The organism is Micromonospora sp. C97 (assembly GCF_018070385.1).
Lineage (GTDB): Bacteria > Actinomycetota > Actinomycetes > Mycobacteriales > Micromonosporaceae > Micromonospora > Micromonospora parva.
Genome location: NZ_JAGPXU010000010.1, coordinates 192943 through 213285 on the forward strand (window position 1 = coordinate 192943; position 20343 = coordinate 213285).

General features: G+C 74.2%; 17 protein-coding genes and 1 riboswitch. Of the genes, 10 read left to right on the plus strand and 7 right to left on the minus strand.

All coding sequences use genetic code 11. The features are described 5' to 3' along the window. Positions 1-40: 40 nt before the first annotated feature. On the minus strand, positions 41-286 hold the full coding sequence (locus tag KBX26_RS16500; protein ID WP_030336834.1) for a hypothetical protein: 246 nt from the start codon (positions 284-286) through the stop codon (positions 41-43). 82 nt (positions 287-368) lie between these two features. Further along, a complete protein-coding gene (locus KBX26_RS16505; RefSeq protein WP_030336832.1) occupies positions 369-683 on the minus strand; it encodes a multidrug efflux SMR transporter in 315 nt (104 codons plus the stop codon). A gap of 61 nt (positions 684-744) precedes the next feature. Then, a riboswitch (guanidine-III (ykkC-III) riboswitch) is annotated at positions 745-815 on the minus strand. 92 nt (positions 816-907) lie between these two features. Here KBX26_RS16505 and KBX26_RS16510 point away from each other — a divergent pair. The 7 genes from KBX26_RS16510 (at position 908) to KBX26_RS16540 (ending at position 7271) form a co-directional block, all read left to right on the plus strand. After that, the gene (locus tag KBX26_RS16510) at positions 908-1831 is read left to right on the plus strand and encodes an ornithine cyclodeaminase family protein (RefSeq protein ID WP_030336829.1); all 924 of its coding nucleotides are present in this window, start codon (positions 908-910) and stop codon (positions 1829-1831) included. 89 nt (positions 1832-1920) lie between these two features. Then, entirely contained in the window at positions 1921-3429 is a 1509-nt protein-coding gene (gene rimO / locus KBX26_RS16515) for a 30S ribosomal protein S12 methylthiotransferase RimO (protein WP_030336828.1), read from the plus strand. A gap of 77 nt (positions 3430-3506) precedes the next feature. Next, positions 3507-4097 carry a CDP-diacylglycerol--glycerol-3-phosphate 3-phosphatidyltransferase gene (gene pgsA / locus KBX26_RS16520; protein ID WP_030336827.1) on the plus strand — a complete coding sequence of 197 codons (591 nt, stop codon included), beginning with the start codon at positions 3507-3509 and terminating at the stop codon, positions 4095-4097. A 166-nt stretch (positions 4098-4263) separates the two neighbouring features. Then, on the plus strand, positions 4264-4773 hold the full coding sequence (locus KBX26_RS16525; RefSeq protein WP_374224300.1) for a CinA family protein: 510 nt from the start codon (positions 4264-4266) through the stop codon (positions 4771-4773). A 186-nt stretch (positions 4774-4959) separates the two neighbouring features. Further along, positions 4960-5394: a helix-turn-helix domain-containing protein gene (locus KBX26_RS16530; protein ID WP_030336824.1), complete on the plus strand. Its 435-nt coding sequence runs from the start codon at positions 4960-4962 to the stop codon at positions 5392-5394. A 196-nt stretch (positions 5395-5590) separates the two neighbouring features. Continuing rightward, positions 5591-6463: a PspA/IM30 family protein gene (locus KBX26_RS16535; protein ID WP_030336822.1), complete on the plus strand. Its 873-nt coding sequence runs from the start codon at positions 5591-5593 to the stop codon at positions 6461-6463. Between the two features lie 22 nt (positions 6464-6485). Continuing rightward, a complete protein-coding gene (locus KBX26_RS16540; RefSeq protein WP_030336820.1) occupies positions 6486-7271 on the plus strand; it encodes a hypothetical protein in 786 nt (261 codons plus the stop codon). Positions 7272-7300: 29 nt separating this feature from the next. Here the strand turns inward: KBX26_RS16540 and KBX26_RS16545 are convergent, their stop codons facing one another. Then, positions 7301-10918 (minus strand): hypothetical protein, encoded by a 3618-nt coding sequence (locus KBX26_RS16545; RefSeq protein WP_210865801.1) that lies wholly within the window; start codon positions 10916-10918, stop codon positions 7301-7303. 165 nt (positions 10919-11083) lie between these two features. Further along, on the minus strand, positions 11084-11893 hold the full coding sequence (locus tag KBX26_RS16550; RefSeq protein WP_210865802.1) for an Fpg/Nei family DNA glycosylase: 810 nt from the start codon (positions 11891-11893) through the stop codon (positions 11084-11086). A gap of 108 nt (positions 11894-12001) precedes the next feature. Between KBX26_RS16550 and KBX26_RS16555 the strand changes: the two genes are divergently transcribed. Continuing rightward, complete coding sequence (locus KBX26_RS16555; protein ID WP_030336815.1) at positions 12002-13252, plus strand: hypothetical protein; 1251 nt, start codon at positions 12002-12004, stop codon at positions 13250-13252. 33 nt (positions 13253-13285) lie between these two features. On the opposite strand, the gene KBX26_RS16560 is transcribed toward KBX26_RS16555, so the two are convergent. Next, complete coding sequence (locus KBX26_RS16560; RefSeq protein WP_030336813.1) at positions 13286-13528, minus strand: CPCC family cysteine-rich protein; 243 nt, start codon at positions 13526-13528, stop codon at positions 13286-13288. Between the two features lie 25 nt (positions 13529-13553). Next, on the minus strand, positions 13554-14354 hold the full coding sequence (locus tag KBX26_RS16565; RefSeq protein ID WP_210861142.1) for an S-adenosyl-l-methionine hydroxide adenosyltransferase family protein: 801 nt from the start codon (positions 14352-14354) through the stop codon (positions 13554-13556). 100 nt (positions 14355-14454) lie between these two features. Between KBX26_RS16565 and KBX26_RS16570 the strand changes: the two genes are divergently transcribed. Then, positions 14455-15054 carry a hypothetical protein gene (locus KBX26_RS16570; protein ID WP_030336809.1) on the plus strand — a complete coding sequence of 200 codons (600 nt, stop codon included), beginning with the start codon at positions 14455-14457 and terminating at the stop codon, positions 15052-15054. A 19-nt stretch (positions 15055-15073) separates the two neighbouring features. On the opposite strand, the gene KBX26_RS16575 is transcribed toward KBX26_RS16570, so the two are convergent. Further along, positions 15074-19711, minus strand: a complete 4638-nt coding sequence (locus KBX26_RS16575) for an ATP-dependent helicase (RefSeq protein WP_210865803.1) — start codon at positions 19709-19711, stop codon at positions 15074-15076. Between the two features lie 177 nt (positions 19712-19888). On the opposite strand from KBX26_RS16575, the gene KBX26_RS16580 reads away from it, so the two are divergent. Beyond that, positions 19889-20275, plus strand: coding sequence for a hypothetical protein (locus KBX26_RS16580; protein ID WP_210865804.1), 387 nt, complete (start codon positions 19889-19891; stop codon positions 20273-20275). Positions 20276-20343: the final 68 nt, after the last annotated feature.

Below are 20343 nucleotides of genomic sequence, written 5' to 3' on the forward strand. Positions count from 1 at the left end.
GGGCCCGCCGGTAGCCGGCGGGCCCGTGACGGGGAAGAGGTCAGTTGTTGATCAACGCGCCGATGATCACCAGGCTGATGATCGCGGCGACGACGCTCGCCACGGCGGCGTACCAGCCCAGCGGCTTGTCGCCCAGCACGGCGCCGACGACGCCCGCGATGACGCCGAGTACGCCGAAGATGATCGGGTTGAGCAGCAGGGCCAGGACCGCGAAGACGAAACCCACGATGGTGACGATGCGGGCGGCGTTGCTGCGGGGACGGGCGGTGCTCGGCATGTCGGCCATGTCTTCCTCCGGTTGAGAGCCTGTCGTGACAGATCGATCACTACCCACTGGTGGGGCCGGTCACGCCTGTCGCCGGGACACCTCAGTGGAAGATTTTCAACCCGATCACGCCCGCGACCACCAGCAGCAGGCAGAGGATCCGGGGCAGGCTCGCCGACTCGCCGAGCGTCAGCATCCCGACCAGTGCGGTGCCGACCGCGCCGATGCCGACCCAGACGGCGTAGCCGGTGCCGACGGGAATGTCCCGCAGCGCGTACGACAGCCCGGCCATGCTCAGCAGCAGGGTCACCACGAACACCACGGACGGGATCAGCCGGCTGAAACCGGCGCTGCGGTCCAGGGCGATCGCCCAGGCCGTCTCCAGCAGTCCTGAGATCACCAGCACGAGCCAGGCCATCGTTCACCTCACCGGGAGCGCCCGGGGCTGCCGCGCCGGGACGAGTCGAGTCTGCACGTCACGCGGGGCGTCTTGGCCTGACCGGGTACGCCCACCACTCGTCCGGAGTGACCACGAGCATCCGGCCACCGGGTCCGACGCTAGCACCGCCCCCGGCGCCGTGGCGGTGACCACCGCCACGCTCCGTTGACCTCTACCTGACTTCAACATGCACTATCGCCAGCATGACCCTGCTCTACGCCGACCCCGAGGTCGCCGCCACGCTGGACGCCGCCACCACGGTCGACGCCATGCGCGCCGCGCTCCTGGCCGCGTACGAGGGACGCCTGATCGCACCGCCCCGGGCCGCCGCACCGCTCAACGGCGGGCGGATGGTGCTCACCGCCGGGCACCTGGTCGGCGAGTGGTACGGCTTCCGCTCGTACGACACCTTCGGTCACCCGCAGGGCGAGCAGTTGGTGGTGCTGCACGACGCCCGGACCGGGGCGGTCCGGGCGGTGGCTGTCGGCGAGGAGCTGGGCTCCCGTCGTACCGGCGGGTTGGGTGGTGTCGCTGTCGACGCGCTGGCCCGGTCCGACGCCGCCACCCTCGGTGTGATCGGCTCCGGCCGGCAGGCGTGGACCCAGGTATGGGCCGCCGCCGCGGTCCGCCCGCTACGCGAGGTGGTGGTGCACAGCCGGTCCGCCGCTCGCCGGGAGACCTTCGCCAGCCGGGTCCGTGCCGAACTGGGCGTGCCGGCCCGCGCGGTGGCCGACCCGGGCTCGGCCGTCGCCGGGCGGGACCTGGTGGTGCTGGCGACCACCAGCCCGACCCCGGTGCTGCGCGCCGCCGACCTCAGCCCCGGCACCCACGTCAACGCGGTCGGCTTCAAGCAACGCGACCGCAGCGAGTTCGGGACCGACCTGCTGGACACCGCCGATCTGCTGGTCACCGACTCACCGGTCCAGGCGGTCGACTACCAGCCGCCGATGCTCGCCGCCACGCCCCCGTACCTCGGGCGGTTGCGCGACCTGGGCGGCGTCCTGGCCGGCGCGGTCCCCGGCCGGACCAGCGCGGACCAGGTCTCGGTCTTCTGCTGCACCGGCCTGGCCGGCACCGAGGTGTTCCTGCTCGACGCGCTGACCCGGGTGGCCGCCCCGGCCCGCTGACCGGGCCCGGACGGCTGCCGGCCGACATTGTGTCGACCGTCTCCGCAGCCCGCGTGCGTGGGCTCACCGGGCCGGCCCGGTACCCTCGGATGGTGTCTGCCACCTCTCCTTCGCCCGCTGACCACGCCGAGGGCCGTCGTGTCGCCCTGCTGACCCTGGGCTGTGCCCGCAACGAGGTCGACTCGGAGGAGCTGGCCGCCCGCCTGCACGCCGACGGCTGGCAGGTGAGCACCGACGGCGAGGGCGCCGACGTGGTGGTCGTCAACACCTGCGGTTTCGTGGAGAAGGCCAAGCAGGACTCCATCCAGACCCTGCTCGCCGCCGCCGGGACGGGCGCCAAGGTGGTCGCCGCGGGCTGCATGGCCGAGCGGTACGGCAAGGAGCTTGCCGACAGCCTCCCCGAGGCGCAGGCGGTGCTGAGCTTCGACGACTACCCGGACATCGCCGCCCGGCTCAACGCCGTCGTCGCCGGCGAGCAGATCAGCGCGCACACCCCGCGCGACCGGCGGGAGCTGCTGCCGCTGACTCCGGTGCGCCGCCGCGACAGCGGGGTGTCGCTGCCCGGCCACGGCACCGTGACCCGCACTCCCACCGACACCGACGAGCACACGCCGGCGCACCTGCGCCAGGTGCTGCGCCGACGGCTCGACACCGGCCCGGTGGCCTCGCTGAAGTTGGCCAGCGGCTGCGACCGCCGCTGCGCGTTCTGCGCCATCCCGGCCTTCCGGGGGGCGTTCGTCTCGCGTACCCCGGACGAGCTGCTCGCCGAGGCGGAGTGGCTGGCCAAGTCCGGGGTGCGGGAGCTGGTGCTGGTCAGCGAGAACTCCACCTCGTACGGCAAGGACCTGGGTGACCCGCGCGCCCTGGAGAAGCTGCTGCCGCAGCTCGCCGCGGTGACCGGCATCGTCCGGGTGCGGGCGAGCTACCTCCAGCCGGCCGAGACCCGGCCGGGGCTGGTCGAGGCGATCGCCACGACCCCGGGTGTGGCACCGTACTTCGACCTGTCGTTCCAGCACTCCAGCGAGCCGGTGCTGCGCCGGATGCGGCGTTTCGGCTCCACCGACCGGTTCCTGGAGCTGTTGGCCGGTGCCCGTGCGCTGGCCCCGGACGCGGGCGCCCGGAGCAACTTCATCGTCGGTTTCCCCGGCGAGACCCGCGCCGATGTCGACGAGCTGGTCCGGTTCCTGACCGAGGCCCGGCTGGACGCGATCGGCATGTTCGACTACAGCGACGAGGACGGCACCGAGGCCGCCGGCCTGCCCGGCAAGGTCTCCGCCGCCACGATCAAGCGACGGTACGACCGGCTCAGCGCGCTCGCCGACGAGCTCTGCTCGCAGCGGGCCGAGGACCGCCTCGGCTCGACGGTCGAGGTGCTGGTCGACACGATCGAGGACGGCGTGGTGGAGGGCCGGGCGGCGCACCAGGCGCCGGAGGTGGACGGCTCCACCACCCTGGTCGCCCCGGCCGAGGGTGGGGTCGACCTTTCCGCGCTGCGCCCGGGTGACCTGGTGCGCGCAACGGTGACCGGCACCGAAGGGGTGGACCTGCTCGCCGTGCCGGATGAGATGATCTCGGCGGCGCCCGGCGCGGCACGGTGACGGCGGGCCCGAGCGGAGCGGGGGAGCCACGTGGTGCGGTACCGGGAACGCCACGGCGACCCGAGCGGGGTGCGGCGGTGACCGGGGCGACGGAGTCGACGCCCGGCCGGGTGGTGGCCGTGGTCCCCGTCGTCAACGCCGCCAACGCGCTGACCGCCCTGCGGCTGGTGCTGGTGCCGGTCTTCGCCGCCTCGGTGATCATGTCCGGGATGACCCACGCCGGGTGGCGGATGGCGGCCTGCCTGATCTTCGCCGTGGCCTCGGCGACCGACCTCGTGGACGGCTGGATCGCCCGCCGCTTCGGGCTGGTCACCTCGGTCGGCAAGGTGGCCGACCCGATCGCCGACAAGGCGCTCACCGGTGCGGCGCTGGTGCTGCTCTCCTGGTACGACCAGCTGCCCTGGTGGGTGACCGCGCTGATCCTCGTCCGCGAGCTGGGCATCACCGGGTTGCGGTTCTGGGTGATCCGGCACGGTGTGATCGCCGCCAGCCGAGGCGGCAAGGTCAAGACGGCGCTCCAGATCCTGGCCATCGCCTGGTACCTGTGGCCGATGCCGGCCGCGCTCGCCGCCGTCGGGCCGTGGATCATGGCCGCCGCCGTCCTGGTCACGGTGGCCACCGGCTTCGACTACATAGCCCAGGCCCTCCGCCTGCGCCGCCCCCGGTAACCCACCCCACCCCCGTTGACCATGAAGTTGTTGCCATCCGAGGCGGTGTGTCGTGGCAATAACTTCATGATCGACGCGATGGGGTTGGGGTTGGGGATCGGTGGGTGGGGAAGGACTGGGGGATGCGGCGAGGGGTGAGGGCGGGGTGGCGGTGAACAGCGCTGGGGTGAGTGGTGCCGAGGTGGACGGTGCCGAGGTGGGCAGCGCGGCGGCCGCGGTGGTGCACCGGTTGTCCGAGCGGCACGAGACGCTCGCCACCGTCGAATCCCTCACGGGCGGGTCGCTGGCCGCCTCGATCGTGAACATCGCCGGGGTCAGCGGGGTCTACCAGGGTGGCCTCGTGGTCTACGCCACCGAGTTGAAGGCGACACTGGCTGGCGTCCCCGCCGACCTGCTCGCCGAGCGAGGGCCGGTGGACCCGGAGGTGGCGGCGGCGCTCGCCGAGGGCGGCCGACAGCGGTGCGGTGCGGACTGGGGACTGGCCACCACCGGGGTCGCCGGTCCCGAACCGCAGGACGGCAAGCCGGTGGGCCTGGTCTACGTGGCGGTCGCCGGCCCGAACGGCGGTGAGGTCCGCCAGCTCGACCTGGACGGCGGGCGCGACCACGTCCGGGCGGCGGCGGTGGTCGAGGCGCTGCGGCTGCTCACCGAGCGGCTGGTCGCCGCGGCACGGTGAAAGCCGCCCAGGGGCGGGGTCGGCAGCCCGGCAGGCCCGCCCCGGCGAACCGACGGGCGGGGCGGGATGTCGCCCGGGCCCGCAACGGGTACGGTTGCGGGAAGGCTCCGACGTTCGGGGTCGGCGTGGTCCGCCGCGACCGGCTGCCCAGCGCCGGGCGCGAGGAATCCCTCTGGGGGAGGTGCGATGATCCTGCTACGCCGGGTGATCGGTGACGCACTGCGAGCGCGCCGGCAGGGCCAGCAGCGCACGCTGCGTGAGGTCTCCACCGCCGCCAACGTCAGCCTCGGCTACCTCTCCGAGATCGAACGGGGGCACAAGGAGCCGTCCAGCGAGCTGCTCGCCGCGATCTGTGACGCCCTCGGTGCCCGCCTGTCCGAGCTGCTGCGTGAGGTGAGCGACACCGTGGCGCTCGCCGAGCAGATGCCCGAGGTGCTCGTCTCGATGCCGGACGAGCCGGCCGCCGCCGAGCCCAAGAGCACCAACCGGGGGGTCCGTCGGGTCACCTCCGACGGCAAGGTCGCCGTCTCGGTCCGCCAGGACTCGCCGCTCAAGGCCACCCTGCGCAGCACCCGGGTCCGCCCGACCGAGCGCGACCGGGACGTGGTCTGCGCCGCCTGACGCCGATCCGGCTGACCGTGGGCGAGGTGGCCCCGGCCGCGTAGGGTTGCTCGCAGGAGCCGCCGGTGCTGTCGACCGCCCGGTACGGATGCCTCGTTGGCGTTCTGCTGGGACGATGGAGACCGGCCGGTGACGGTCGGTCGGTTCAGCCGGCCCGGCCGTGGTGGAGCGACGCTACTGAGGGGATACCACGGAGATGGCGAACCCGTTCGTCAAGGGTTGGAACTACCTGATGGCGCTCTTCGGTGCGAAGATCGACGAGCACGCCGATCCCAAGGTGCAGATCCAGCAGGCCATCGAGGATGCCCAGCGGCAGCACCAGGCGCTGGTCCAGCAGGCCGCCGCGGTGATCGGCAACCAGCGGCAGCTGGAGATGAAGCTGTCCCGGCAGATGTCCGAGGTCGAGCGGTTGCAGGGCAACGCCCGGCAGGCCCTGGTGCTGTCCGACCAGGCCCGGGCCAAGGGCGACGAGGCCGAGGCGGTGCGCTTCGAGCAGTCCGCGCAGACGCTGGCCAGCCAGCTCGTCTCCGCCGAGCAGGCCACCGAGGACCTGAAGACCCTGCATGACCAGGCGCTGGGCGCCGCCGCGCAGGCCCGCCGGGCGGTCGAGAACAACTCGATGATCCTCCAGCAGAAGATCGCCGAGCGCACCAAGCTGCTCAGCCAGCTGGAGCAGGCCAAGATGCAGGAGACGGTGGCCCGCTCGCTGGAATCGATGTCGTCGCTGACCGCGCCGGGCACCACCCCGTCGCTGGACGAGGTGCGCGACCGCATCGAGCGGCGGTACGCCAACGCGATGGGCCGCGCCGAACTGGCCGGCAACTCCGTCGAGGGCCGTATGTTGGAGATTCAGAAGGCCACCATCGACTCGGCCGGGTCCGCCCGGCTGGAGCAGATCCGGTCCAGCATGGCGGGGGAGCAGCTCGGCGGCGCGACCCAGCGACCGGCCGTACCGCAGGCCGAGAAGACCGGCCCGGCCAACGACCCGACCGCCGCCGCCCGACTGGACGAACTGCGCGCCAGCATGGCCCGCGAACGGGGCACCGGCGACCCCACCGCCGCCGGCTGAACGACCGGACCGAGGAGGCACTGTGGCAGACGAGCGGACCCGGTACTTCCGCAGGCTGGGTCGGCTTCGCCGGTCGGCCCGACGGTGGAGCGTGCTGGCCGGTGGGCTCGGCGGCGCGGCGGTGGTGCTGACCCCGTACGCCGGGCTTGGTCTGCCCGACGCGGCCTGGGCCGGCGCCGCGGGCAGTGCGGTGGCGCTCGCCGCCTGGCGGTGGATCGACGTGCGCGCCCTGGCCGCCCAGCCGGCACCCCCGGCGCTCGACCCGGCCGAGGCGGCGGCCCGCTCGCGGGCCCGGCTGGTCGCCGCCGTCGAGCGGCTGCCGGTCGGCGCGGGCGTGCTGGCCGAGGTGCGCCGGGTCCGTTCCCGGATCGCACTGCGTGGCACCGGAGCCGGGGAACAGTGGGTCCGCCTGGACCGGGCGGCGCTCACCCTGGCCGGGATGGCCCCCCGGCTCACCGGGCTGGCCGAGCCGGCGGTGCTGGAGGCAGCCGCCGCCGACCGTTCGCTGCGCGACCTGGCCACCCGGGTGGCCAGCGTCGAACGCGCGCTGCGGCTGGCCCCGGCCGACGCCCGGCCGCCGCTGGCCGAGGCGCACGCCGCGCTGACCGCACAACTGGAGGCCGGGGTGGCGGCGTACGAACGGCTGGTGGTCGCCGCCGCCGGCTATCTGGCCGAGGACGCCCGACCGGAGAGCGCCCACCCGGCCGCCGACCGGCTCACCGAGGCGACCGACCTGCTGCACGGGGTCGCCGGGGCCCTCGCCGAGCTGCGCGCCGTCGGCACCCCGCTGCGCGCGCCGACGCGCTGACCGCACACGCCCCCCGGAGCGCGGGCCCGTCACGGTGGGGTCGTCACCAGCACCGGTCCGGTGTACGCCGAGGTGCCAACGACGTTGAACGACCGGATCCGGTAGTGGTAGGTCACCCCCCGGGCCAGCCCCGTGTTGGTGAAGCCGCGGCCGGTCACCGTGAAAGTGGCCAGCTCCTGCTCGAAGGTCGGGTCGAGGGCCCGCTGCACGGTGAACCCGGACCCCGGGCCGCCGGGGGTGCTGGCCGCCCACGCCAGGATCACCGTCGCGGTGTCCGGCCCCGGCGCGGTGGCGGTGGCGCTCACCCCGCTCGGGACGCCCGGCGGGGGTGGTGAGGTCACCGTGGCGACCGTCGACCACGCCGAGGCGGCACCCAGATAGGTGGTCCGCACCCGGTAGTAGTACGTGGTGTCCGGTGCCACTGTCGGGTCCAGGTGGTTGTCACCGACCCCGATCGCCGTGGTGCCCGGGCCACTGGTGAACGTCGGGTTGGTGGCCCGTTGCACGTCGATGCCGGTGGCGAACGACCGGTTCGTCCAGCGCAGCGCCACCCGCAGCGGTGCCGCCGGCGGGAGCGTCGCCACCAGGGCGCTCGGCGCGGCCAGGTGCACCGAGGCGGGCACCCCGTTGGACCAGGACGAGTAGCTGACCGCGTTCTCCGCCCGGATCCGGTAGTGGTACGTCACCCCCGGGGTGACCGTCGCGTCGGTGTACCGGGTGGCGGCGGCCGCGACGGTGATCGTGGTGACCTCGCCGCCGAAGGTCGCGTCGGTGGCCCGTTGCAGCAGGTGGCTGGTGGCGGCCGGTCGCCCGCCGTTGCTGGTCCAGGCCAGCGCGATCGCGGGTAGCGCGGTGGCCGACCCGGGCACCGGGGTGGCGGTCAGGCCCGTCGGCGCCTTCGGCGCCACCCGCAGCACCAGCGGTCGGGTCATCCCGCCGTCGCGGTGGCCGGCGAGCTGGCTGTGCCAGCGGTACTCCCAGCCCAGGTTGACCAGTTGGTTGACCACAGTGGCGGGTCGCCCGTCGGCCGGGCTGACCGGCGTCGAACCGGCCCGCGCGCCGGCCGGGCGACAGGGGTCGAGCAGCCGGAGGCTGTCGCCCAGCTTGAACGGCAGCACCGGCGCGACCGGACGCAGCGCCACCACCACGTCCTCCCGGGGGTTGACCCGGACGATCCCCTTCCAACCCAGCTCCGTGTCGTGCGGAAGGCGCAGCGTGCCGTCCCAGCCGACCCGGTTGATCACCTGCAGGTCGCAGCCGTCGACCTGCACCGGCTCGGTCTGCCGGACGTTGCCGCTGATCCGCCAGAGCTGCGTGCCGTCGGTGGGGGCACCCACCGGTACGGCGGTGTCGGTGGCGAACAGCACCTCGGTGACCGGGTCGGTCGCGCCGAGCGGCAGCGTCGTCGGGTGGAGCGGCCCGGCGTGCGGGTGCCCCACGCCGAGCCGACCCGCCAGCCGGCCGTGGTCCGGCTCGAAGATCTGCTGTGCGGCCTTCACCGCGATCGGCACTGTCACCGGGCCGGTGCCCGCCGTCGGTGTGAACGTCACAGTGGTGGCGTGCACCGGCACCGTCGTCCGCGTCGTCGTCCGGGTGCCGAACGGCGGGTCGTACGCCGGTTGCGGGACGATCGGCGGGCGCTGGCTGGCCGCGTACGCCACGGGCAGCCGGTCGCGCAGCCGGTCCAGGTCGTACGGCGGCGCGGGTGTGCCGGTCACCCGGAACTGGAGCAGGGTGCGGGTGTTCGGGCCGTACCCCGGTTCGGTCGGGGGCGGGCCACCCTCGGCGGTGCGGTCCGGGGCGCCGGTGTGCTGGTCGTAGCGGCTGTCGAAGCCGGGCAGCGGGGCCGGAGCGTCGTTGTACAGGATCAGCGTGCTGCCCGGCGGCACGGCGGAGAAGTCGACGAGCACGTCGGCCCGTTCACCCGGTGCGAGCAGCAGAGTGTGCCCGTCGACGTTCAGCACTGTCGGGTCGAGCCGGTCGTACCGGTAACCGATCGGTCGGTTCGGCAGCACCACCGGGGCCGGCAGGAGACCGGCCTCGTTGCCGATCTGGATGAACTCCGGGCCGGCGGCGCGGGGGTCGGGCACACCGCCGTCGCGTCCGTCGGTCGGCCAGCCCGCCGGGTGGTCCGCCGCGCGGGTGGCCGGCACCATCGGCACCTCGCCGGCGTCGGGGTCGGCGAGCGCGCCGTCGGCCGTCCACATCGCCGCGTCGGAGCGGGCGCGGTAGAGCTGGAGGTTGAGGCTGCGGTCCAGGCAGGCGTTGAGGATCCGGAACCGGTACGCGCGCGGCTGCACCTCCAGGTACGGGTAGGCGACACCGTTGACCAGCGGGGTGTCGCCGTACGCCTCGGGGACGGCCGACGGGTGCGGGACGCCGGGGCTCAGCGGCGGCTCGTCCGGGGCGTCGACCGGGTCGTGGTACGGATTCGGCACCCAGCCGTCGGGGTGGGTGCCGTGGGCTGCGGCGTTGCTCGTCCAGGGGCCGTAGTCCCACCGGCCGGTGCGGTTGCGTCCACCGGATCGGTACGGGTTCTGCCGGGGTTGGTAGACGTGCGGGTGCCAGAGGCTGCCCCGGGCACCCCAGCGTTCCCGGTCCCAGGTCGGGTCCTCGGCGGCGAGTTGGGCGTCGTCCGGGACGAACGTCTTGTCCTCGATCACCAGGGGCACCTGGTCGGCCGGCAGCACCGCGTCGGCGACGAGCTGGTCCTCGGCCGGGTCGGTGAGCAGGTAGAGCGCGAGCTGTCCGCCGTAGACGGTGAGCCGGGCCAGGCCGAGGGTGTTGTCGTGGAACCACAGCAGCCGGCCACTCTGCTCGTTCGGGAAGTAGAGAGTGGTGGCGCCGGCGCCGGGCGCCGGCATGTCCGGCACGTGGGCCAGCCCGGGTCCGGTCGGGTACGGGGTGATCTCCCCGGCCGGGGTGATCCACTGCCCCGGGTTGCCCGCGCTGGTCCAGCCGGTCTGCGCCCCGGCCAGGTGCAGCACGGCCCGGTTCTGCGGGTACGGCGCCGGCCCGTCCAGCGGGCCGAGGCCGGCCCCCTCGATCGTGTCGTCGACCGGCAGGAACAGCTCGCCGGCCCGGCCGGTGGGGAGTTGGTTGATGAACTTCACCCGGACCGGTCGACCCCGACGGGCCAGGATCATCGGCCCGAGGTGCCACTGTCGCTCCGGTGGCACCACAGTGTTGTGGCCGGCCGGGTCGGTGCCCAGGTTGAGCTGCCGGTAGCCGCGCAGCCGGGTGGCCGGCAGGTCCCGGTGCAGCCGTTGCGCGTACTCCTGGAGGCCGATCTCGTAGTAGTCGCAGCCCGGATAGCTGATCGTGTCGGGCACTGCGACCGGCAGTTGGCTGCCGAGGTCGCCGCCGCCCGGCTGGCCGGGAAGGGGCAGCGGGTCGACGAACTTGCGCAGCCCGGTCCCGGCCGTCACCTGCCCGTCGGGGTCGCGGGTCGGGCGAGGGCTGTGCGCGAAGTTCGGCACGGGGCCGAAGTAGCGGGGCACCACTGCCGGGTCCAGGCTCGGTGTCGCGACGACCTCCTCGGCCGTCCGCGCGGCCGGCACCGCCGCCCCCCGACCGGTGGCGGGGGCGTCGGCGTCGCGGGTGGTCCGCGTGAGGAAGGTGGAGCGGAGTCTGCGGAACATCGCCATGACTCTCCCCGGTTCGGGGCGCGAGGTTCGCCACCCCGACGTGGGGAACCTCGGCACTCTGCTGACGGTCGGTGAGCGCTCAACCGCAGCATGCGACGTCGACGGCCGGTTAGGAATTACCCAATCGTCCGTTTCTACGCTGGGTCTCGATCGGTGGGAGCCTGGTCAGCCGGCAGATGGCGGGGCCGGGCGTTCGGGCTGGCAGACCGGGCACCAGTAGGTGACCCGTTCACCCAGTTCCTCCTTGCGGATCGCGGTGCCGCAGCGGCGGCAGGGCTGGGCGCGGCGGCCGTAGACGTAGCTGGTCTGCCCCCGGTGCAGCGAGCCGGTGCTGCTCTGCGTCCACCGGCCCCGGTTGGCGGCGAGCAGCCGTTGCGCGAGAGCCACCAGGCCCGGCAGATCGGGCACCCCACCGACCGGGGTCCACGGTGACACCCCGCGCAGGAACAGCACCTCGCACTTGTAGAGGTTTCCCACGCCGGCCAGGTTGCGCTGGTCCAGCAGCGCCTCGCCGATGCTCTGCTCCGGGTGCTCGGCGAGCCGACGGACCGCCTCGGCCGGGTCCCAGTCCGGCCCGAGCAGGTCGGGGCCGAGGTGGCCGACCAGGTGATCCTCGTCGGCGGTCGGCACCAGTGTCAGCTCGTGCAGGTGGTAGCCGACCGCTACCGCGCCGGGGCTGCGCAGCACCACCCGGATCAGGTGCGCGGGCCGGCCGCTCCAGCGTTCCCCGGGGGCGTACGCCCGCCAGGCGCCGTCCATCCGCAGGTGGGAGTGCAGGCTCCAGTGCTCCTCGGTGGGGGTGTCGAGCCGCAGCAGCAGGTGCTTGCCCCGGCTGGCCGACTCGCGGACGGTCCAGCCGGTGAGATCCGTGGTCGCCAGTTGCGGCACCCGGAAGTCACTGCCGGTGATCCGCGCGCCGGCCAGCGCGCGGTGCAGCACGCGCGCGGTGTTCCAGACGGTGTCGCCTTCGGGCACCCTGCCATTCTCCCTCTTCGAGCAAGATTCGCATGTGTCGCTATTTGTACACAGGTTCCTCATGATCTCCTGACATGCGAAGGTCAGGGGGTTCTGAGGAGAATGCCCATGACGCGACCCCGTTGTCGTATCCCATCCGTCGCCCTCATCGCCACCCTCACCCTCCTGCTCACCGCAGCGCTCCTACCCACCACCGGTAACGTCCCGGCCGCCAGCGCACCGATCGCCCTCGTCGCCGCCGCACCCGGCGACGAACGGTGGAGCGCCGACCTCACGATCGTCGACCGCGACGACGTCAACGTCCGACGCACCGCCGCCGGCCTCCGCCTGCGGGAGGCCCGGCCCACCTGGCGCGGCGCCCGCAGCCCGCACAGCGCCGTCGCCGAGGGGATGCTGCTGACCACACCCCGCACCCTCGCCCGGCCGGCCACCCGGGTCCGCGCCGAGATCGACGCCGCGGTCCCCGCCGGGGCGACGGTGGAGGCGCAGGTCCGCGGCTGGCGGACCGCCGGCTGGACGGAGTGGCGGGCCGCCGGCACCGTCTTCGACCGGCCCGTCACCCGGGTACAGGCCCGGGTGGTGCTCACCGCCCCCGACAAGGGAGCGACGGCGACGGTACGGGGCATGCGGCTCACCGCCGACGCGAACGCCGCCGTGTCCGCCGCCACACCCGGTCGCACCTACCGGGTGTACGCCACCCGCATCGGGCTGGTCGGTGAGGTGACCGCCAACGGCCGCACCGTGCAACCCCGGGACCACTTCGCGGCACTGCCGTCGCGGCGCGGACTCTCCCCGCTCAACACCGGCGACTACACCGTGCGGGTCTGCACCACCAACGGCGCCCGCTGCGAGTACGCCCCGGTCTGGGACGTCGGGCCGTGGAACACCCGCGACGACTACTGGAACCCGTCATCCGTGCGGGAGAACTGGAAGGACCTGCCGCAGGGGCGACCCGAGGCGCAGGCCGCGTACCAGTCCGGCTACAACGGTGGCCGGGACCAGTTCGGGCGGACCGTGCTCAACCCGGCCGGCATCGACCTGGCCGACGGCACGTTCTGGGACGGGCTGCGGCTGACCACCAACGCCTGGGTGGACGTCGCCTACCTGTGGACCGGCGGCGGCCCGCGCGGCGTGGTCGGCGACGGGCCGCTCAACATCCGCACCGGGGCCAGCACGTCGTACGCGATCCGTGGCCTCGCCGCCCGGCTGGCCCACGTGCCGATCCAGTGCTACGTCACCGGTCAGTCGGTCGCCGGCCCCTACCGCACCACCACCCGCTGGAACCGGCTGACCAGTGGCCAGTACGTCAGCCACGCGTACATCTCGAGTGTGTACGGCGGCAGCGTGCCGGTCTGCTGAGCCACGCTCACCCCGTCGGGCGCCGCCTCAGCGTCAGGGGCGCTCGTCGGGGCGAGCCGTGCGCACCATGTCCTGGTAGCGCGGGTGGCTGGCACCGTAGACGGCGTAGTTGAGACGGGCGTGGGTGAGGCTCAGGTCGCCGTTGGGGCCACCCCGGACGGCGTCGGCGTCGGCGTCGGTCTGGCCGTCGTCGGTCCAGAAACAGACGGGACAGGTCCCCCCGCCGGTCCGCGACGCACAGCAGGGACAGCCCGCAGGAACCACATGCTCACCCACCGGAGAAGCATTCCACAGTCGAACATCAGCCCGATACCCGCAGCAGGTCCCCCGCGGACACCGCGAGGAGGTCCACGGCCCGTCCGCCGTTGACAGCGACCGCGACCAGCCCGGCCGAGTCGACGTACGTCACCAGGCCACCGGCCGGGGCGTCGCCGAAGGTGCGCCCGTGCACCGCCGCATGGGCCGGCGCGGTTCCCGACGGACCCACCCGCAGCGTGGCCGGCAGCGGATCGAGCAGCTCGGCCGGTGCGGCCAGTTGGACGTTGCCGAAGTGGTCCACGGTCAGCACCTCGGCGGTGAATCCCTCGGCGTCCCGGGTCACCGTGGGCGTCGGCAGCCGCACCAGCCCGGCCGGGTCGACAGGTGGGCCCGCCTCGGCGAGCGGCGCGCCGAGCGCCAGCCGGGCCGCCACCGGCGCGAAGACGTCCCGCCCGTGGAACGTGCGGGACACCCGGGCGGCCAGCCAGCGCGGCTCGGTCAGCTCGACCGCGTCGGTCACCCCACCGAGCGCGGCGGCGGCGTCCAGCAGCAACCCGTTGTCCGGGCCGACCAGCAGCCCGCCCGGGGCGGCCAGCGCGACACCCCGTCGGGCGGTGCCGACACCCGGATCGACCACCGCCACGTGCACTCCCACCGGCAGGTACGGCACTGTCTGCGCCAGCACCGCGGCACCCCGCCGGACATCCCCCGGCGGCACCAGGTGGGTCACGTCGATCACCCGGGCGGTCGGCGCGACGCGGGCGACGACCCCGTGACAGGCGGCCACGAAGCCGTCGGTGAGGCCGTAGTCGGTGGTCAGCGAGATCCAGGGCACTGCGGACATGCCCGCAGGCTAGTGGAACCGGGTGGGCTGACGGATTCGGGACAGCGCAGTGGCCGACCGGCCCCTCCCGCCGCCGGATGACGTTGGGCAGACTGCCCTGGTGACAATTCGGAGCCTGCCCGCCGTCGGAATCCTGCTGGTAGCCGTGGCCGTCACCGCCGGCTGCGGCGGTGGCGACGCCGATCCGTCGAGTGCGGCCCCCACCCCCTCGTCGTCCTCGGCCCCGGCGGCCACCGGTCTGCCGAGCGCCCCGACGCCCTCGGCGGGGCCGCCCAGCGCCAGCGGCGCCGCGTCACCGGCAGCCCCGCCGGTGGCCCCGCCGTCCGTCGCCCCCCAGGGGCCCACGCAGCGCCGGCCGGCCAGCCCACCGCCGGTGGTGCTGCCCAAACGCCCGACGGGTGCGCCCGGTGCCACCCAGGTCGTCAACGCGTTCAAGGCCGCCGGCCTGAAGGTGCCGCACCCGAAGGACCGCTCGGTCGACTGTGGGCCGGACGGTCTCGGCCTGGGCTGTTCCGAGCTGATCGCCACCGACGCCGTCACGGTGTACGTGTTTCCCGACGAGATCAGCGCCAGCGACATCGCCGAGACGTGGGGCGGCCAGTCGTACCGGCGCGGTGCGGTGGTGCTCAACTACCTTGAGGCGAAGACCCCGGCCGCCGACCGGCCCCGCTACGAGAAGGTGCTCAACGGTCTGGGCTGACGCGGGCGCACAGGCCCGGTCAGCCGCGCAGGCGCAGGCCGCGCGGGGTGGCCCGGAAGCCGGCGGCGGTCAACGCGTCACGCAGCGGCGAGGAGTGCACCGCCTCGCCGTCGGCCCGCTCCACCGACATCGCACCCAACGCCCCGGAGTGGACGGCGTCGGCGAGCGCCTTGCCGGCCGCGGCGAGCGTCTCGGTGTCGTCGGTGAAGGAGAGCAGCGTCCGGCCGCCGCGTTCGACGTAGAGGACCAGGTCACCGCCGACCTGCACCACCAGGGCCCCCGCCTTGCGGCCGGCCCGGTGCCCAGTCGCCGGTGTGGCCCCGTCACCGGAGTCGACGACCCGTTCCGGCCAGGGCAGCGCCGCGCCGTACGGGTTGGCCGGGTCGGTGGCGGCGAGCACGGTGGCCACCGCGCCCCGCCCCCGGGCGCCGTCGGTCGGTTCGGCCAGCGCGCGCAGCCGGTCCACCGCGCCGGGTACGGCGAACTGCGCCGCGCCGAGCCCTTCGACGAAGTAACCCCGGCGGGCCGCGCCGCGCTCCTCCAGCGCCGACAGCACCGGGTAGACCGCCGAGAACCCGCCGACCACCTGCTCGGCCATGACCGCGCCCCGGGTGACCACCCCGTGCCGCTCCAGCAGCAGGTCGGCGAGCGCGGCGGCCCGCCGGGTCGGGTCGAGGTCCCGGTCCGGAAGGCGGGACCAGCGGCCGGCGACCGTCGGCGGGCCACCACGGGTCGGCAGCGCCACCCGGCCGGGCCGCCGGTAGCGGGTGCGGGGCGCGGACGGCCGGGAGCGGTGGGCGCCGCCGGCGCCGAGCACCGCGCGCAGCGGGGCGAGGGTGTCGTTGCTGAGGTGCCCCGCCCAGACCAGATCCCAGATCACCGCGGTCAGCGCGGCGTCGTCTGTCGAACCGACCCGGTCGGCCAGCGGGCGGAAGAACAACGCCTGCCCGTCGCCGAGCGCGTCGAGCACCGCGTCGTGCAGCGGGGTGCGGGTCAACGCCTCGTCGGGCGGAGGGAGCAGCAGTGGCGCGGTGTCCGCGTACGCCAGGGTGACCCAGCCGTCGCCTCCGGAGATCGCCCCCGACCCGGCCCACAGCACCTCCCCGCTCGCGCACAACTCGTCGAGGTGGGCGGGGGAGTAGTCCGCGACCCGGGCGGGCAGCACCAACCGCTCCAGGGCGGACGCCGGCACCGCCGCGCCCTGCAACTGCTCCACAGTTGCCGCGAGCGCCTCGACACCTCGGGCGGACGAGCCGACCTGCTGCCAACGGGGCAGGAACGTCGCCAGCGCCCGGGGCGGCACCGGCTCGATCTCCCGGCGCAGCGCGGCGAGCGAGCGGCGGCGCAGCATCCGTAGCACCTCGGCGTCGCACCACTGGGCGCCGGCCGAGTCCGGGGTGAACTCCCCGGAGACCACCCGGCCGGTGGCGCCGAGCCGGCGCAGCGCCTGCTCGACGACGAACACGCCCAACCCGAAGCGGGCCGCGCAGCTGGCGGCGGCGAACGGCCCGTGGGTGCGGGCGTAACGGGCCACCAGATCACCGAGCGGATCGGCCACCGGGGCGAGGTACGCCTCGGCCACCCCCATCGGCAGTGCCACGCCGAGTGCGTCGCGCAGGCGGGCGGCGTCCTCGACGCCCACCCAGCGCTGTTCGCCGGCGATCCGGACCCGCAGCACCCGGCGGGTGGCCTCCAGCTCGCTGAGCCACGTCTCGGGCACGCCCCGCTCGGTCAGCTCGGCGTCGCTCAGGTCACCGAGCACCCGCAGCAGCTCGACCACGTCCTCGGCGTCGCGGGGGCGGCGCTGCTCGGTCAGCCACCGCAGTTGCCGTTCGGTCTCGGTGAGCACCGCCGGGTCGAGCAGTTCGCGCAGGTCGACCCGGCCGAGCAGCTCGCCGAGGAGGGTGGAGTCGAGGGCGAGCGCGGCGGCGCGGCGCTCGGCCAGCGGGGCGTCGCCCTCGTAGAGGAACGCACCGACGTAGCCGAAGAGCAGCGACCGCGCGAACGGGGACGGCGCGCTGGTCTCCACCTCGACCAGCCGCACCTTGCGGGTGGCCAGGTCGCGCATCAGCCCGGCCAGCGCCGGCTGGTCGAAGACGTCCTGGAGGCACTCCCGGGCGGCCTCCAGGGTGACCGGGAAGTCCGCGTACTCGCGGGCCACGTCGAGGAGCTGGGCGGAGCGTTGCCGTTGCTGCCAGAGCGGTTGGCGGCGGCGCGGGTCGCGGCGCGGCAGCAGCAGTGACCGGGCGGCGCACTCCCGGAAACGGGCGGCGAAGAGGGCGGAGGTGCCGACCGACTCCTCCACCAGCTGGGTGATCTCGTCGGGTTCGAAGACCACCACGTCGGCGCCGGGCGGTTCGTCGGCGGTGTCCGGAAGTCGCACCACGATGCCGTCGTCGGAGGGCATCACCTGGGCGTCCACGCCGTACCGCTCGGCCAGCCGGCGGCCCACCGCGAGCGCCCAGGGCCCGTTGACCCGGGCGCCGAGCACGCTGTGCACGGCCAGCCGCCAGTCGCCCAGCTCGTCGCGGAACCGTTCCACGACGACAGTGCGGTCGTCGGGCAGCGAACGGGTGGCCTCCCGCTGATCGCGCAGGTAGGCCATCAGGTTGCCGGCGGCCCAGTCGTCCAGCCCGCCGTCGCGCAGCGCGGCCAGTGCGGCTTCGTCGGTCTGTCGCAGCAGGGTGCGCACCCGGGCGCCGATGGCCCGGCCCAGCTCCACCGGCCGACCCAGCTGGTCGCCCTTCCAGAACGGCATGCGCGCGGCCTGCCCCGGGGCGGGCGAGACGAGCACCCGGTCAGGGGTGATCTCCTCGATGCGCCAGGAGGAGGAGCCGAGCAGGAAGACATCGCCCACCCGGGACTCGTAGACCATCTCCTCGTCCAGCTCACCGACCCGGGCGGCCCGCTCGGCACCGGCCAGGAAGACCCCGAACAGGCCCCGGTCGGGGATGGTGCCGCCGCTGGTCACCGCGAGTCGCTGCGCGCCGGGGCGGCCGGTGAGCAGGTCGGTGGCCCGGTCCCAGACCAGTCGGGGGCGCAGCTCGGCGAAGGCGGTGGACGGGTAGCGACCGGAGAGCATGTCCAGCACGGCGTGCAGCGCCGAGTCGGGCAGCTCGGCGAAGGGTGCGGCCCGGCGGACCAGCACGGCCAGGTCGCCGAGCGCCCACGGCTCCAGCGCCACCATCGCGACGATCTGCTGGGCCAGCACGTCCAGCGGGTTGCGCGGGTAGTGCAGCTCCTCGATCGCGCCGTCGGTCATCCGCTCGGCGACCACCGCGCAGGAGAGCAGGTCGCCACGGTGCTTGGGGAAGACCACTCCACGGGAGACGGCGCCCACCTGGTGCCCGGCCCGGCCGACCCGTTGCAGCCCGGCGGCCACGCTCGGCGGCGCCTCGATCTGCACCACCAGGTCGACAGCGCCCATGTCGATGCCCAGCTCCAGGCTGGAGGTGGCCACCACCGCCGGCAGCTGGCCGGACTTGAGCGCCTCCTCGATGTGCTTGCGTTCCTCCCGGGAGACGCTGCCGTGGTGGGCGCGGGCGATCACCGGTGCCGCGCCGGTGGCCGCCCCGGACTGGGCCATCACCTCGGCCGGTGGCCGGTTGCGCACCGGGCCGGCAGGGCCACCCCACCGCTGCGCGCCGGTCGTCGGGTCGTCGTCGGCCGACAACCCTTCCGGTACGCCGGTCGCACCCTCGGTCGCCGCTTCGGCGGCCAGCTCGTTGAGCCGGGCGCAGAGGCGCTCGGCGCTGCGGCGGGAGTTGGTGAAGACGATGGTCGAGCGGTGCTGCCCGATGAGGGTGAAGACCCGCTCCTCCACGGCCGGCCAGATCGACGCCCGACGTGGCCCGGGGCCGCCGAGGTCGTCCTCCGGTGGCTGCTCCTGCTCGTCCAGGCGGGTCATGTCCTCCACCGGGACCTGCACGCTGACCTCGATGGTCTTCGGAGTGGCCGGCTGCACCACGTCGACCGGGCGGGCACCGCCGAGGAACTGCGCGCAGGCGTCGATCGGGCGGACGGTGGCCGAGAGGCCGATGCGCTGCGCCGGGGCGGGCAGCAGCTCGTCGAGGCGTTCGAGGGAGAGGGCGAGGTGGGCGCCGCGTTTGCTGCCGGCCACCGCGTGCACCTCGTCGACGATCACCGTCTGGATGCCGCGCAGTGAGTCGCGGGCCGCCGACGTCAGTAGCAGGAACAGCGACTCGGGCGTGGTGATGAGGATGTCGGGCGGGGTGCGGGCGAAGGCCCGTCGCTCGTCGGCGGGCGTGTCGCCGGTGCGCATGCCGACGGTGATGTCGGGCGGTGCCACGCCCAGCCGGGTGGCCGCCTGCCGGATGCCGGCCAGCGGGGCGCGCAGGTTGCGCTCCACGTCGACGGCGAGGGCCTTGAGTGGGCTGACGTAGAGCACCCGGCACCGCTGGCGGGGCTCGGTCGGTGCCGGCTCGCGGGCCAGCCGGTCCAGTGACCAGAGGAAGGCAGCGAGCGTCTTGCCGGAGCCGGTGGGCGCCACCACCAGCGCGTTGCGACCGGCGGCGACCGACCGCCACGCACCGATCTGCGCGGCGGTCGGCGCGGCGAAAGCGTTGTCGAACCAGGCGCGGGTGGCCGGGCCGAACCCGGCGAGCACCGCGCCGGCGTCTGCGTCTGCCCCGGTCACCGGTCCATCGTGCCCCTCCGGTCTGACATCCACGAACGGCTCACGACGGAATGGGCGAGCAAAAGGCAAAAAGCGTGGAACGTGCGCTTAATGCGTTAAGTCTCACTTAACTGCTTGCTTCTGAGGAGCAACATAAAGTAACTTCACTCGCAACGCGAACCGGGGTGAGGGGATGTGATGGCCGGCGAGCAGCGCACCGTCGAACCGGGCACCGACGTGCTGATTCGCAAGGTCGACAGTCATCTCGCCGCCCTCCGCGCCGGCCTGCACGGCCCGGAGCTCGAGCTCGCCGAACGTCTCGCCCGCTGCCTGCGCGAGCTGGTCCTCTGCACCGCCCAGGCCAGCGCCGCCGATCGGGGTCAGGTCCGCGTTGCCGTGCACTACTTCGTGCTGCGCCGCGAGAGTCGCGGCCGTCTGCTCGCGGTGCGCTCGCTGACCGCCGCGGAACGTGTCGTCGACCGGGTCGCCCGCCAACTCGGCCGCCCCGACCTGCTGGCCGAGCTACGCCGCGACCGCCCCGCCCCCGACGACGCCCAACCCCTCAACACCGCCCTCCTCCACTAACCCCACCCCCACCCCCTTTTCCCGCGTTGATCAAGAGGTTTGCGTCAAAAAGGCGGGCGCGGCTGACG

Excerpts from the sequence above, each read along its gene's own strand:
- rimO (WP_030336828.1), top strand. The coding sequence starts at position 1,921 with ATGGTGTCTGCCACCTCTCCTTCGCCCGCTGACCACGCCGAGGGCCGT.
- KBX26_RS16565 (WP_210861142.1), bottom strand. The coding sequence starts at position 14,354 with ATGTCCGCAGTGCCCTGGATCTCGCTGACCACCGACTACGGCCTCACC.
- KBX26_RS16500 (WP_030336834.1), bottom strand. The coding sequence starts at position 286 with ATGGCCGACATGCCGAGCACCGCCCGTCCCCGCAGCAACGCCGCCCGC.
- KBX26_RS16580 (WP_210865804.1), top strand. The coding sequence starts at position 19,889 with ATGGCCGGCGAGCAGCGCACCGTCGAACCGGGCACCGACGTGCTGATT.
- KBX26_RS16545 (WP_210865801.1), bottom strand. The coding sequence starts at position 10,918 with ATGGCGATGTTCCGCAGACTCCGCTCCACCTTCCTCACGCGGACCACC.
- KBX26_RS16555 (WP_030336815.1), top strand. The coding sequence starts at position 12,002 with ATGACGCGACCCCGTTGTCGTATCCCATCCGTCGCCCTCATCGCCACC.
- KBX26_RS16505 (WP_030336832.1), bottom strand. The coding sequence starts at position 683 with ATGGCCTGGCTCGTGCTGGTGATCTCAGGACTGCTGGAGACGGCCTGG.
- KBX26_RS16530 (WP_030336824.1), top strand. The coding sequence starts at position 4,960 with ATGATCCTGCTACGCCGGGTGATCGGTGACGCACTGCGAGCGCGCCGG.
- KBX26_RS16510 (WP_030336829.1), top strand. The coding sequence starts at position 908 with ATGACCCTGCTCTACGCCGACCCCGAGGTCGCCGCCACGCTGGACGCC.
- KBX26_RS16535 (WP_030336822.1), top strand. The coding sequence starts at position 5,591 with ATGGCGAACCCGTTCGTCAAGGGTTGGAACTACCTGATGGCGCTCTTC.